A 13354-nucleotide genomic window follows, 5' to 3' on the forward strand; every position below is an offset into this window, starting at 1 on the left:
GACCCGAGCGGCTCGGGCTCCTCCGAGTCGGAGTCGTCCGAGTCCGCGGACTCGGACTCGGACTCGGGCGAGAAGAAGGCGCAGCCGCAGGGCGGCTCCGAGCACACCGTCGAGTCCGGCGACACCCTCCACACCATCGCGGAGCAGCACGGCATCGACGGCGGCTGGAAGACCGTCTACAAGGCCAACACCGACGAGATCGACGACCCGAACCTCATCTACCCAGGCCAGCACCTCGCGTTGAGCGGCTCCTCCGACGCGTCGCCGTCCGACGGCGGGGCGAAGGCGCAGCAGTCCTCGGCGACCACCGAGACGCAGCCGTCCTCCGGCGACTACACCGCGCCGGTCGACGCCGGCACGAGCACGCCCTACGGCGCCGCCGGCGGGAGCTGGTCGAGCGGGAAGCACACCGGCGTCGACTTCTCGGCCGGCAGCGGCACTTCGGTGAAGGCCGTCACCTCCGGCGAGGTCGTCTCGGCCGGCTGGAGCGGCTCGTACGGCAACGAGGTCGTCGTCAAGCACGACGACGGCCGCTACAGCCAGTACGCGCACCTCTCCTCGCTCTCCGTCCAGCAGGGGCAGCAGGTGGAGACCGGCGGCGAGCTCGGCCTCTCCGGCACGACCGGCAACAGCACGGGCCCGCACCTCCACTTCGAGGTGCGCACGGGTCCGGACTACGGCTCGGACATCGACCCGGTGGCCTACCTCCAGGAGAACGGCGTCAGCCTCTGACGCTTCCGGAGGAGACCCGAAGGGGCGGCGGCCGCACGGCGGTGGCCGCCCCTTCGCCTGTCCGGCTCCGCTCGGTCGAAGAGGCGCCGGCCCCGGCACGGCCGGGCCGTCCTCAGGGGTGCAACGCACGGCATCAAACGGGGAGTCGGGTGACAGCGAACCTTGCTACGGTTCGCCGATGTCGTCGATCAGGCAGTTCCAAGTCACCTTCGACTGCGCGGAACCCGCACGCCTCGCCGCCTTCTGGTGCGAGGTGCTGGGGTACGTCACGCCGCCGGTCCCGGAAGGGTTTGCCACGTGGGAGGAGTACCACCGCACGCTGCCGCCCGAGGAGGAGGTCTACTTTCCGTGCAGCGACCCCGCGGGCGCGGGCCCGCGGCTGCTCTTCCAGCGCGTCCCCGAAGGCAAGGTCGCCAAGAACCGGGTCCATATCGACGTACGGGCCGGTGCCGGCCTCGTAGGGGAGGAGCGCCTCGCCACGCTGGAGGCCGAATGCGCGCGGCTGGTCGCGCTCGGCGGGGTGCACGTGCGCACGATGCCCGCCGACGACGAGGACGAGTCGTGCATCACGATGCAGGACCCCGAGGGCAACGAGTTCTGCCTCGACTGAGCATGCTTCGCACCGTGCCGCCTCCTCTCTCCTCCCTCGGGGGACGGCAGTTGCCCTGTGACGGCGGGAGCGCGGCCGAGCCCTGCCGGCGTCCACCCGCTCCGCGCGACGAAGTCGCGAGCGGCATGCGCCACTTCGGGCCCCACGACCTCCCGTCCGGCCCGCCGGGGACGGCGCCTCCGCACAGGCGCCGCCCCCTTCCCCGCTCCGGGCCCGCCGCCGCGGTGAGGGCCGAACGGCCGCGGGTGCCCGGGGACTTCGGTGGTTCAGACGGCGGCCCTTCCCGCCTCCAGGCGGGCGACCGGGACGCGGAAGGGTGAGCAGGAGACGTAGTCGAGACCGGCCTCGTGGAAGAAGTGGACCGAGTCCGGGTCGCCGCCGTGCTCGCCGCAGACGCCGAGCTTGAGGTCGGGACGTGTCTCCCGGCCCGCCTGTACCGCCGTCCTCACCAGGGCGCCGACGCCGTCCCTGTCGATCGTCTCGAAGGGGGAGACGCCGAAGATGCCCTTCTCCAGGTAGGTGGTGAAGAAGCTCGCCTCGACGTCGTCGCGGGAGAAGCCCCAGACGGTCTGGGTGAGGTCGTTGGTGCCGAAGGAGAAGAAGTCGGCGCACTCCGCGATCTGCCCCGCGGTGAGGGCGGCGCGCGGCAGCTCGATCATCGTGCCGACGCAGAGCGGGAGTTCGACGCCGTACGCCTCGGAGACCTCGGCGATGACGCCCTCCGCCTCCTCCCGGACGATCTCCAGCTCCTGCACCGTCCCGACGAGCGGGATCATGATCTCCGCCTGGGGATCACCGCCGGCCGCACGGCGCTCCGCGGCCGCCTGCGCGATGGCCCGTACCTGCATGGCGAAGAGCCCGGGGACGGCGAGCCCGAGCCGGACGCCGCGCAGGCCGAGCATCGGGTTCTGCTCGTGGAGCCGCTGCACGGCCTGGAGCAACAGCCGGTCCTTGTCGGCCGGTTCGCCGCGTGACTCGGCGAGTGCGACCCGTACCGAGAGCTCGGTGAGGTCGGGGAGGAACTCGTGGAGCGGCGGGTCCAGGAGCCGTACCGTCACGGGCAGGCCGTCCATCGCGTCGAGGAGCTCGGTGAAGTCGCCCTGCTGGAGCGGGAGGAGGGCGCCGAGTGCGTCCTCGCGGTCCTGCGGCGCCTCGGCGAGGATCAGCCGCTCGACGAGTTCCCTGCGCTCCCCGAGGAACATGTGCTCGGTGCGGCAGAGCCCGATGCCCTGGGCGCCGAACCGCCGGGCGCGCGCCGCGTCGTCCGCGTTGTCCGCGTTGGCGCGCACGGCGAGGCGCCGCGCGCCGTCGGCGTACGCCATGACGCGGTGCACCGCGAGGACGAGTTCGTCCGCGGTGTCGTGCTCCGGGTCGAGCCGGGCGGGGTCGACCTGCCCCTCGAAGTACTCGACGACGGGGGACGGTACGACGGGTACCTCACCGCGGTAGACCTTGCCGGTCGAGCCGTCGATGGAGACGACCGCGCCCTCCTCGACGACGTCGCCCGAACTCGTCGTCATCCGACGCTGCTTGACGTCGACGTCGAGCTCCTCGGCGCCGCAGACGCAGGTCTTGCCCATGCCGCGGGCGACGACGGCCGCGTGCGAGGTCTTCCCACCGCGGGAGGTGAGGATGCCGTCGGCGGCGAGCATGCCGTCGAGGTCGTCCGGGTTGGTCTCCCGGCGGACGAGGATCACCCGCTCCCCCGCCGCCGTGCGTTCCACGGCGGTCGCGGAGTCGAAGACGACGGAGCCGAAGGCCGCGCCCGGGGACGCCGCGATGCCGCGGCCGATGAGGTCGGCCTGGGCGTCGAGGTCGAAGCGGGGGAACATCAGCTGCGCGAGCTGGCTCCCCGACATCCGCCTGAGCGCCTCGGACTCGGAGATGAGTCCCTGGTCGACGAGTTGGACGGCGATCCGGAAGGCGGCGGCTGCCGTCCGCTTGCCGACGCGCGTCTGGAGCATCCACAACTTGCCGCGCTCGATGGTGAACTCGATGTCGCACAGATCCCTGTAGTGGTTCTCCAGGGTCTCCGTGATCTGCATGAGCTCGTCGTACGAGTCCTTGTCGAGCTGCTCCAACTCGGCGAGCGGCACGGTGTTCCGGATGCCGGCGACGACGTCCTCGCCCTGCGCGTTCTGGAGGTAGTCGCCGTAGACGCCCTGCTGCCCGCTGGCCGGGTCGCGGGTGAACGCGACGCCGGTGCCGGAGTCGGGGCCGAGGTTGCCGAAGACCATCGAGCAGACGTTGACGGCGGTGCCGAGGTCGTGCGGGATGCGCTCCTGGCGGCGGTAGAGCTTGGCGCGGTCGCCGTTCCACGAGTCGAAGACCGCACGCATCGCGAGGTCCATCTGCTCGCGCGGGTCCTGCGGGAACTCCCGCCCGGTCCGCTCCAGGACGATCTGCTTGAACTCCGCGACGAGACCCTTGAGTTCGTCGGCGCCCAGCTCGACGTCGCTGGTGACGCCCTTGCTGCGCTTCGCCTCCTCGATGCGCTCCTCGAACCGCTCCGCGGCGATGCCGAGGACCGTGTCACCGAACATCTGGATGAGCCGCCGGTAGGAGTCCCAGGCGAAGCGGTCGTCGCCGGCCTGGGTCGCGAGGCCGTGCACGGAAGCGTCGGAGAGGCCGATGTTGAGGACGGTGTCCATCATCCCGGGCATGGAGAACTTCGCACCGGAGCGCACCGAGACGAGGAGCGGGTCGTCGGACTGCCCGAGCTTCTTGCCCATCCGCTCCTCCAGCGCGGCGAGATGGGAGCCGACCTGTTGGCGGAGGGCGGGCGGCTCGTCGCCGGAGTCGAGGTAGACCTTGCACGCCTCCGTGGTGACGGTGAAGCCGGGCGGAACGGGGAGCCCGAGATTGGTCATCTCGGCGAGGTTGGCTCCCTTGCCGCCGAGGAGCTCCTTGAGGTCCTTGTGCCCCTCGGTGAAGTCGTAGACCAGCTTGTGCTGTTGGCCTGCTGCGTTTACTGCGTGATCCGGCACGGGACTCGACTCCTCGTGTTCGGCTGCCCTGACGGCGGGGAGCGTACCCAGATCCAAGGCCCCCGGGTACGTCCGTCAGCACGTCACATGGGCGCAACCACCCGTGTGCCGAGAGATCGAAAGTTGTCCGAGTGGAACGCCCTCACAAGGGCGGTTTCAGGAAGCGAAGATCAACCTTCAACTCCTCACCTACGGACTCCACTTAGGCCGCAAAGACCCCACGTTTCCATTCAGTAGATGTACCAAGGTTCGGCAAACTCCCATGGTGCTCCTTGGAGACGTGCAGTTCACATTTGAGCGCTCACATGAGCGGACCTCTGATCAAGGTGGCGAGAATCACGCGAACCGGGGACCCCCTCGTCCCACGATGCGGACACCCGTCCCACCGCGCAGACCCCCAACGGGCGCGTCCCGCACCGCTGTTGCCGGACGCGACGAAGAAGGGCGCCGGCCGCTCACGCGGTCCGACGCCCTCTCCCGTACGCCCTGCGGCGCCCGGTGCTCAGCCCCCGGAGGTGTCCAACTCGGCCTCGGCGCCGACGCATCCGGCGTCCCACGGGTCCTTCAGCCAACCGTCGGGGAGCACCACACGGTTCTTGCTCTGCGTACGGCCCCGCGGTCCCTCGGCACCCGCCGGCCAGGGCTGGTCGAGGTCGAGACCGTCGAGGAGGGAGCGGAGTTCGGCGAGGGAGGAGCTGACGGCGAGGCCGCGGCGGGCCTCGGAGCCGACGGTGAAGCCCTTCGTGTACCAGGAGACGTGCTTGCGGAAGTCGATCACGCCGCGCTCCTCGTCCCCCAGCCACTCGCCGAGCAGCTCGGCGTGGCGCACCATCACGTCGGCGACCTGCCCGAACGTCGGCCGTGCGTACGCCGGTCGACCGCCTGCCTGCGCGTCGAAGGCGGCGGCGAGGTCGGCGAAGAGCCACGGCCGGCCGAGGCAGCCGCGCCCGACGACGACGCCGTCGCACCCCGTCTCCTCGACCATGCGGACGGCGTCGTCCGCGGACCAGATGTCGCCGTTGCCCAGGACGGGGATCTCGGTGACCGCCTCCCGCAGCCGCGCGATGGCGTCCCAGTCGGCGGTGCCGCCGTAGTGCTGCGCCGCGGTCCGGCCGTGCAGCGCGACGGCGCTGATGCCCTCCTCGACGGCGATGCGCCCGGCGTCGAGGTGGGTGAGGTGGTCGTCGTCGACGCCCTTGCGCATCTTCATGGTGACGGGGAGCCCGCCGGCGTTCTGCACGGCCTCGTGGAGGATGGCGCGGAGCAGCGGGCGCTTGTACGGAAGGGCCGAACCGCCGCCCTTGCGCGTCACCTTGGGGACGGGGCAGCCGAAGTTGAGGTCGATGTGGTCCGCGAGGTCCTCGTCGACGATCATGCGGGCCGCCTTGCCCACCGTGACCGGGTCGACGCCGTAGAGCTGGATCGAGCGGGGCCGCTCCGTCCGGTCGAACTCGACGAGGCGCATCGTCTTCTCGTTCCGCTCGACCAGGGCGCGCGAGGTGATCATCTCGCTGACGAAGAGGCCGCGGCCGCCGGAGAACTCGCGGCACAGCGTCCGGAACGGCGCGTTGGTGATCCCCGCCATCGGCGCCAGGACGACGGGCGCGGAGAGCGTGTGGGGGCCGATCCGGAGCGGCTGGGACATACGGCGGACTCTTCCTGACGGGCTGACGGCACACTGCGCCTCGGGGCGCGGCCCTCCATTCTCCCCCATTCTCCCTGCGGCTCGACCTCGTTGCGGCGCGTGCACGGACTAACGCGGACGGTGGCTCAGTCCTTCGCGCCGGGCTCGCCGAGTCGGGACGCGGCACGGCGCTGCACGTCGGCCGCCTCGAGCAGGAAGCGGCGGACGGTGTCGAGCTCCTCGACGGTGTACGACTCGTACATCGCGATCATGTCGTCGGCGAACGACTGGAAGAGCAGGGCGAGTTCGTCCTGTTTCTCGGGGACGGACTCGATGGTCACGCGGCGCCTGTCGGTCGGATGCGGCACCCGGCGGACGTAGCCCTTGCGTACGAGCCGGTCGACGAGACCGGTGACGGAGGCGGGGGCGAGGCCGGAGCGCTCGGCGAGTTCCTTGGCCGTGTGGGGCCCTTCGCGTTCCAGGCGGTCGAGGGTCTTGCTCTCGGTGGCGCTGAGGCCGCGCTGGGCCGAGACCGCGGTGTGGAACATGACCGACACCAGGCTCGACTCCCTTGCGGCGAAGGTGAGTTCCTCGACCACCTGCGCGCGGTCGCGGGGCTTCTCGTTGTTCGCCATGTCGGCAGCCTACCTATTTCGTTCGGCCGAACGAAAGGGTTGTGATCACGCCGCCCTCGGTGGTTTATTTCGTTTGGCCGAACGAAATAAATGGAGGAACGATGCCTGCACGCACCGAGGCGCCCGTACCGCGCCGCTGGTCGGCGGCGGCCGTGATGATCGTCGCCGCCCTGATGGACATGATCGACGTGACCATCGTCAACGTCTCGCTGCCCTCGCTCGCCCGCGATCTGGGTGCCTCCCGGAGCGCCCTGCAATGGACGATCTCCGCCTACCTGCTGGGCTTCGCCGCCAGCCTCGTCGTCGCCGGACATCTCGGCGACCGTTACGGGCGGCGGCGGCTCTTCCTCCTCGGCACCGCCGCCTTCGGAGTGGCCAGCCTCGCGTGCGGGTCGGCGCAGGAGCCGGGCCAACTCGTCGCGGCACGTGCGGTGCAAGGGGTGGCGGCGGCCGTACTTCTGCCGCAGGTGCTCGGCTCGTTCCGCACGCTCTTCCACGGCCGTGAACGCGCCACCGTCTTCGGGATATTCGGCACCGTGCTCGGCTTCGCCTCCGCGCTCGGGCTGCTGCTCGGCGGACTTCTCACCGACGCCGACCTCTTCGGCTGGGGTTGGCGCTCGATCTTCCTGATCAACGTGCCGGTCGCGCTCCTCGCCTTCGTCGCCGCGCGCGCCGTCGTCCCGCCGGACGGACGGCGGTCGACGGCGCGGCCCGATCTGCTCGGCAGCCTCCTTCTCGCCGCCGGGCTCGTGGGTGTCGTGCTCCCGCTCGTGCAGGGGCGCTCGTGGGGGTGGCCGCTCTGGGGCTGGGTGTGCACGGGCGCGGGTGCGGGGCTCGTCGCGATGGTCGCGGGGGTCCAGTCGCGTCGGGGCGGCGGGGCGCGGACTCCTCTGCTTCCCGCGCGGGCCTTCCGGAACCCGGCGTTCGGCTTCGGACTCGCCGTCCAACTGCTCTTCTCCTTCGCGATGCAGGGGTTCTTCCTCGTCTTCGGGCTCTGGCTGCAAATCGCGCAGCAGTACACGCCGACGCAAGCCGGAGTCGTCACCGTCGCCTTCTCGTTGGGCGGGTTCGTCACCTCGCCGGTCGCGGGCAGGCTCGCCGTGCGGTACGGGCGGTGGGTGCTCATCGCCGGCGGGCTGCTGATGGCGGGCGGGTACGCCTGGATCGGTGCCGCGGTGGGCGGGGCCGAGGCCGTGCGCACGGGGGCGTGGCCGATGGTGCCCGGGTTGCTCGTGGCCGGCGCGGGGCTCGGGCTGCTGGTCGTGCCGCTCGTCAACGTCGTGCTCTCCGCGGTCGACGGCGAGTTGGCGGGCCGGGCCTCCGGGATCTTCTCCACGGCACAGCAGTTCGGCGGAGCGCTCGGCGTCGCAGCGATCGGCAGCGCCTTCTTCCGGCGGGCGGAAGACGGACTCGGCAACGCGCTGCTCGCGGCGCTGCCCTGGGCAGCGAGCGCCGCGGTCGTCTGCGCACTGCTGTGCCTGCGGCTGCCGCGCACCGCCGTGGCCGAGGAGACGTACCCCGAAGTACCGGAAGACGAGGGCACGTTGGACCGAGCCGCGGTCTGACTGCCGGTGGCCGGTCTCAGCCCTGGGCCAGCGCCCGGCTCAGCCCCAGGTTGCTGACGAGCAGCCCCCCGTCGACCGGCAGCACGACCCCGGTGACCCACGCCGCGTCCGGCGACGCGAGGAAGGCCACCGCGGCGGCGATGTCGGACGGCTCCCCCACGCGCCCCAACGGGTACTGCTCGGACGCGCGCCGGAGCGCCTCGGCCCGGCCCTCCCAGGCGCCCGTCCGTACCGTCCCCGGCTCCACCAGGTTGACGCGCACACCCCGCGGAGCGCTCTCCACCGCGACGGTGCGCGTCAGGGAGGCGAGTCCCGCCTTGGCCGCGCTGTAGGCGTGCGCGTCGAAGAACCGCTCGGCGTTGACGGAGCCGACGTTGACGATCGCGCCCGCACCCCGCGCCGCCAGATGCGGCAGCGCGGCGCGGATGCAGCGGTAGGCGCCGTGGAGCGAGACCTCGAAGTCCTCGTACCAGGGTCCGTCCTGCTGCTCCTCGAAGCGGGGCGGCCCGGGGTGGCAGGCGTAGGCGTTGTTGACGAGGACGTCGAGCCGGCCGAAGGTCGCAGCCGCGTGCCGGACGGCCGACTCGACGGCAGCGTCGTCGGTGACGTCGCAGGTGCGGGCCTCCGCCCGCCCGCCCGCGCCGCGTACGGCCTCCGCCACCCGCGCGGCGCGCGCCTCCTCGCGGTCGGTGACGAGCACGCACGCGCCCTCGTCGGCGAGACGCCGCGCGACGGCCTCCCCGATCCCCTGTCCCGCTCCCGTGACCATCGCCGCCTGCCCGTCGAATCGCCTCATGGCCACACCCTAGGGAGCAGCGCCCGACACGAGGCAACAGCCGTACGGGGGCGGCCGGTTGGCCGACGCGCCTCTCCCCGCGCGCCCGCATGCGGAAAGATCGCTCCGAGCGACCCGTACCGCACGAGAGAGACCGCACCCCATGGCCCTGGCCGCACTTCTGATCTTCGTCGCCACGCTCACGCTGGTGATCTGGCAGCCGCGCGGCCTCGGCATCGGCTACACCGCGCTCGGCGGGGCGGCGCTCGCGCTCGCCACGACCGTCGTCCACCTGCGGGACGTTCCGACCGTCCTCGACCTCGTCTGGAACGCGACGCTCACCTTCGTCGCCGCGGTGCTGATCTCGCTCGTCCTCGACGAGTGCGGCTTCTTCGCGTGGACGGCGCTGCACGTGGCCCGGTGGGGGCGGGGAAGCGGGCGGCTGCTCTTCGCACTCGTCGTGGTGCTGGGGGCACTCGTCTCGGCGCTCTTCACCAACGACGGCGCCGCGCTGATCCTCACACCCGTCGTCATCTCCGTGCTGCGGGCACTCGACTTCTCCCCCGCCGCCTCGCTCGGGTACGTCATGGCGACGGGGTTCATCGCGGACACCGCGAGCCTGCCGCTCGTCGTCTCCAACCTCGTCAACATCGTCAGCGCCGACTTCTTCCAGCTCGGGTTCGCGCGGTTCGCCGTCGTCATGCTGCCGGTCGCGGTCGTCTCGGTGCTCGCCAGCCTGGGAATGCTGCTGCTGTACTTCCGCCGCTCGACCCCCCGCCGCTACCCGGTCGGCCCGCTGCCGCAGCCGCGGGAGGCCGTCACCGACCGCGTCACCTTCCGGGCCGGGTGGGTCGTGCTCGCGCTGCTGCTGGGCGGGTACTTCGCGGCCGAGCCGCTGCGGGTGCCGCTCTCCGCCGTCGCGGGGGCCGGGTCCTTCGTGCTCCTCGCGGTGGCCGCGCGCCGTCCGCGGCGGCTCTTCGGCGAGGGCGGCGCCGAGCGGCCGATCCGGGTGGGGCGGGTCGTCAGGGAGGCTCCCTGGCAGATCGTCCTCTTCAGCCTGGGCATGTACCTCGTCGTCTACGGGCTGCGGAACGAAGGGCTCACCGCCCAACTCTCCCGACTTCTCGGACACTTCGCGGACCACGGGACGCTCGCCGCCGCGCTGGGGACGGGCGGCGCGGCGGCCGTGCTCTCCTCCGTCATGAACAACCTGCCGACGGTGCTGATCGCCGCGCTCGCGATCGACACCACGGAGGCGCAGGGGCTCGCGCACGAGGCGATGGTCTACGCGAACGTCGTCGGGTCCGACCTCGGGCCGAAGATCACGCCGGTCGGGAGCCTGGCGACGCTGCTCTGGCTGCACGTCCTCGACCGCAAGGGCATCCACATCGGCTGGGGCCGCTACTTCCGCACCGGCGTCGTCCTCACCGTTCCGGTACTGCTCGTGACGCTCGCGGCGCTCGCGGGCTGGCTGACGCTGCTGGACTGAGGCTCCCCGCGGCCCGCGCGACGGCGGGCACCGCCTCGCGGGTGGGGTGGCAGACGAGCAGGTCGGGCGGCGGGTGGAGGAACAGGACGGGCCGCACCGTCCACCGCACCCGCGCGACGCCGAACGGCGTGCGCAGACGCACGGGGAGCGCGAACTCCTCCCCGGCGCCGAGGCGTTGACGCGTCTCCCGCTGCCCGTGGCACAGCCACCGGTACCCGAACCAGCGGTCCCGCACCTCCAAGTCCTGCAACTGCACCCGTAGTTCGGTGCTCAGCCAGCGCATCACCTGCTCCACGTCGTCGAACCGGCGCCATCGCAGCCGCGGTGCCGCGACCTGGCGGAGCTCCGGCAGGAGCGCGTCCGCCACCGACTCGCCCGTACAGGAGGCGACTTGGCGCCGCTTGCGGGCACCGTTCGCGCCCTCGCCGGGTTCGCAGGCGTGCGCCTCGACGTAGCACCACCACCCCGCGTGGACACACCCCTGCGCCGTCCGGCACACCACCCTCACCCGGCCACCCCTCGCACACCGCACGTCACCCGAGGCGCCGGCGCCCGCTCGCGGACCGGCCCTTACCTCGCACCACTGGCTCAACGAGCAACAACCCCCGCCCGGTTACGACCTCTTCACCCGGCTTGCGCAACTCGCCCGTTCTCGCCTCCCCGACCGGGCCGAGTCGCCACGGTGTTCGAGAGGGGCGGGCCGTCACCGGGCTCCTGCTCGTCAACTTCCGGACGCCGCGGGCGCGTTCAGTCCTCCTCGTCCGACTCCGGAGCGTCGGCCTTCGTCGGCTCGTCCTTGCCCTCCCCCTCGCCCGGGGGGTCGTCGTGCTCGTCACGACCCCCCGCCGGCAGCTCCTCGGGCGGCTCCTCCAACCGGCTCGCGATGGCGTAGTCGATCTCGACGTCGCGGTACTCGGTGTCGGGGCGCACCCCGCGCGGGAGGTTGGCGCGGCGGCTTCCCGAACCCGACCGCCGCCCCTCGCTGCCGTGGAACCGCACCTCGTTGTCGGGGACCTCGTCCCAGTCGAGTTCGTCCGCCTCGACGTGCGCGGCGAAGGCGATGTCCGCGTCGTCGATCTCCGGAGCGTCCGCGGGCTTTCAAGTCGGTTGCCTGCGGCGCTCGGTCCGGTTGCCGCCTCCCCGACGGCCGTTCCCGCCGTCGGAGCCGCCTCCTCGCTCCTCGGCTCCCGTCGCCTGCCCGGCCGCCTCGCCCGCCTTCCGCGTGACGCCCTCGACGGCCTCGCCCGCGCCGCCCGCGTCCTGCGCGGCCTCGCCCGCCTGGCCGGCCACCTGGCCCGCGCCGCCGCCGACCTGCTTCGCCGTCTGGCCCGCACCGCTGCCGGCCTCCTTCGCCGCCCGGCCCGCTCCGCTGCCGACCTCCTTGGTGGCCTCGCGTGCGCCGCCGCCCACCTCGCTCGCGGCCTCGCCCGCACCGCTGCCCACGTCGCCGACCGCCTTGCCCGCGCCGCCGCCGACCTCCTTGGCCGCCTCGCCCGCACCGCTGCCGACCTCGCCAACGGCCTGCCCCGCGCCGCCGCCCACGTCGCTGACGGCGTCGCTTGCGCCGCTGCCGACCTTGTTGACCGCGGAGCCGACCCCGCTCGTCACCTGCTCAAGGATCTGCGGGTTCCGGTCGATCGTCGTCAGGACGCGGTCGATCACGGAGGCGACGTTGTCGAGGCGGACCTTCAGCAGCGCCTGCGCGTCCACGCCCTTGATCTCGAGCCGGACCTTGCCGAGGGTCGCGTCGGCGCCCACGTTGAGTTTCAGCAGCTCCAGCACCTCCGCCTGGAGCGAGACCCGCGCTCTGAGGTCCTCCACCTCCAGGTCGATCTCGTCGACGTGGAGCGTCGGTACGTCGAGGAGGACGTCCGGCTCGTCGCTCACCGACGGTTTCTTCGCCGGCTCACCGCCGTTCTCGCGCTGTGCCAGCTCGTCGTTGTCGGCCATGCCGGGCCCTCCGATACCTTGCGCAGATCAGGGGTTTGACTCTTTTGTCAGGGTAGGACGGGTTCCCTTCGAGCGCGCGCGGACCGCCTCCACGCCTTCGCCACCGCGGTGTCCGTCCCCGAGCGGCGCATCCTCGCGCGCCAGTTACGGATGTTTCCGACCAGACTGGACAGCGCGGTCCTCGGCCTCCGTCGAGCGGCGGCGCCCCGTCCTCACGGACGGAGCGGCTCGCCCGGCGTGCGCGGTCGGCTCCGGGCCACCGGGAACGACGTGTCAGCCCACCTATGACCTGCGGAGTCGTCGCCGCGGGTTGGCGAACGACAAGGGAGAACACCATGTCGGACAGCAAGTCCGCCGCCGTCGCGGCGAGCCTCGCAGGCGGCTACCTGCTGGGACGCGGCAAGGGCGGCAAGGCCGCACTCGGCGTCGCGATCTACCTCGCCACCAGGAAGATGCAAGGAGGCTCGAAGCAGGAGGAGCCCGAGGAGGAGACGTCGTCGAAGCCGTCGGCCCTGCAACGCCTGACGAAGTCGGTACGGGGAGAGCTGATGGAGGCCGGGCGCTCGGCCGTGAAGTCGGCGGCGAGCAACAAGCTCGACACGTTCGTCGAGAACCTCGAGGCCCGCACCCGCGAACTCTCCCAGGGGGACCGCGAATCGGGCGGCAAGGGCGCGGACCGGCAGGGAGGCGGGTCCTGTCGGGACGACGACGAGGAGGGTGAAGAACGGGGCGAGGGGCGGGACGAGGGGCAGGGCGAAGACCGCGGAGACGAGCGCGGCGGCGAGCGGGACGGCGGGCGGGGCGAAGACCAGCGCGACGAACAGGACGACGGACGGGGCGAAGACCGCGGAGACGAGCACGACGGCGAGCACGACGGCGAGCGCGGCGACGAGCGCGGCGACGCGCAGGGCGAAGACCAGCGCGACGAACAGGACGACGGGGAGCGCGAGGAGCGCGAGGAGCGCGAGGAGCGCGAGGAGCGCGAGG

Annotated in this window: 11 protein-coding genes and 1 pseudogene; 5 read left to right on the forward strand and 7 right to left on the reverse strand. The window is 72.1% G+C overall.

Going from position 1 to position 13354, the window contains the following annotated elements; translation table 11 throughout:
• Positions 1–732: M23 family metallopeptidase (locus tag UWG_RS0128215; protein WP_016910550.1), on the forward strand; the 732-nt coding region annotated here is incomplete at its 5' end.
• Between the two features lie 178 nt (positions 733–910).
• Positions 911–1342 (forward strand): VOC family protein, encoded by a 432-nt coding sequence (locus UWG_RS0128220; RefSeq protein ID WP_016910551.1) that lies wholly within the window; start codon positions 911–913, stop codon positions 1340–1342.
• Between the two features lie 266 nt (positions 1343–1608).
• On the opposite strand, the gene ppdK is transcribed toward UWG_RS0128220, so the two are convergent.
• The 3 genes from ppdK to UWG_RS0128235 all read right to left on the reverse strand — a co-directional run bounded on the left by ppdK (position 1609) and on the right by UWG_RS0128235 (position 6588).
• Positions 1609–4329 (reverse strand): pyruvate, phosphate dikinase, encoded by a 2721-nt coding sequence (ppdK, locus tag UWG_RS0128225; protein ID WP_016910552.1) that lies wholly within the window; start codon positions 4327–4329, stop codon positions 1609–1611.
• A gap of 502 nt (positions 4330–4831) precedes the next feature.
• On the reverse strand, positions 4832–5974 hold the full coding sequence (gene dusB, locus UWG_RS0128230; RefSeq protein ID WP_016910553.1) for a tRNA dihydrouridine synthase DusB: 1143 nt from the start codon (positions 5972–5974) through the stop codon (positions 4832–4834).
• A 125-nt stretch (positions 5975–6099) separates the two neighbouring features.
• Positions 6100–6588, reverse strand: a complete 489-nt coding sequence (locus UWG_RS0128235; RefSeq protein ID WP_016910554.1) for a MarR family winged helix-turn-helix transcriptional regulator — start codon at positions 6586–6588, stop codon at positions 6100–6102.
• Between the two features lie 101 nt (positions 6589–6689).
• Between UWG_RS0128235 and UWG_RS0128240 the strand changes: the two genes are divergently transcribed.
• On the forward strand, positions 6690–8153 hold the full coding sequence (locus UWG_RS0128240; RefSeq protein ID WP_016910555.1) for an MFS transporter: 1464 nt from the start codon (positions 6690–6692) through the stop codon (positions 8151–8153).
• 16 nt (positions 8154–8169) lie between these two features.
• Here the strand turns inward: UWG_RS0128240 and UWG_RS0128245 are convergent, their stop codons facing one another.
• Entirely contained in the window at positions 8170–8949 is a 780-nt protein-coding gene (locus UWG_RS0128245; protein ID WP_016910556.1) for an SDR family NAD(P)-dependent oxidoreductase, read from the reverse strand.
• Positions 8950–9091: 142 nt separating this feature from the next.
• Between UWG_RS0128245 and UWG_RS0128250 the strand changes: the two genes are divergently transcribed.
• Positions 9092–10417 (forward strand): arsenic transporter, encoded by a 1326-nt coding sequence (locus UWG_RS0128250; RefSeq protein ID WP_016910557.1) that lies wholly within the window; start codon positions 9092–9094, stop codon positions 10415–10417.
• Here UWG_RS0128250 and UWG_RS33240 read toward each other — a convergent pair.
• The 3 genes from UWG_RS33240 to UWG_RS0128265 form a co-directional block, all read right to left on the reverse strand.
• Positions 10353–10925: a hypothetical protein gene (locus UWG_RS33240; protein ID WP_157838609.1), complete on the reverse strand. Its 573-nt coding sequence runs from the start codon at positions 10923–10925 to the stop codon at positions 10353–10355. The genes UWG_RS0128250 and UWG_RS33240 overlap by 65 nt on opposite strands.
• 239 nt (positions 10926–11164) lie before the next feature.
• The gene (locus tag UWG_RS31860; protein ID WP_016910559.1) at positions 11165–11416 is read right to left on the reverse strand and encodes a hypothetical protein; all 252 of its coding nucleotides are present in this window, start codon (positions 11414–11416) and stop codon (positions 11165–11167) included.
• Positions 11417–11515: 99 nt separating this feature from the next.
• Positions 11516–12367, reverse strand: a complete 852-nt coding sequence (locus UWG_RS0128265; protein WP_016910560.1) for a hypothetical protein — start codon at positions 12365–12367, stop codon at positions 11516–11518.
• 335 nt (positions 12368–12702) lie between these two features.
• Between UWG_RS0128265 and UWG_RS33245 the strand changes: the two are divergent.
• Positions 12703–13354: pseudogene (locus UWG_RS33245) on the forward strand (hypothetical protein); the annotation flags it as partial.

Origin of the sequence: Streptomyces xiaopingdaonensis (assembly GCF_000262345.1) — a bacterium.
In the GTDB taxonomy this organism is placed as follows: domain Bacteria; phylum Actinomycetota; class Actinomycetes; order Streptomycetales; family Streptomycetaceae; genus Streptomyces; species Streptomyces xiaopingdaonensis.

Excerpts from the sequence above, each read along its gene's own strand:
- UWG_RS0128220 (WP_016910551.1), top strand. The coding sequence starts at position 911 with ATGTCGTCGATCAGGCAGTTCCAAGTCACCTTCGACTGCGCGGAACCC.
- dusB (WP_016910553.1), bottom strand. The coding sequence starts at position 5,974 with ATGTCCCAGCCGCTCCGGATCGGCCCCCACACGCTCTCCGCGCCCGTC.
- UWG_RS0128235 (WP_016910554.1), bottom strand. The coding sequence starts at position 6,588 with ATGGCGAACAACGAGAAGCCCCGCGACCGCGCGCAGGTGGTCGAGGAA.
- UWG_RS0128240 (WP_016910555.1), top strand. The coding sequence starts at position 6,690 with ATGCCTGCACGCACCGAGGCGCCCGTACCGCGCCGCTGGTCGGCGGCG.
- UWG_RS0128245 (WP_016910556.1), bottom strand. The coding sequence starts at position 8,949 with ATGAGGCGATTCGACGGGCAGGCGGCGATGGTCACGGGAGCGGGACAG.
- UWG_RS0128250 (WP_016910557.1), top strand. The coding sequence starts at position 9,092 with ATGGCCCTGGCCGCACTTCTGATCTTCGTCGCCACGCTCACGCTGGTG.
- UWG_RS0128265 (WP_016910560.1), bottom strand. The coding sequence starts at position 12,367 with ATGGCCGACAACGACGAGCTGGCACAGCGCGAGAACGGCGGTGAGCCG.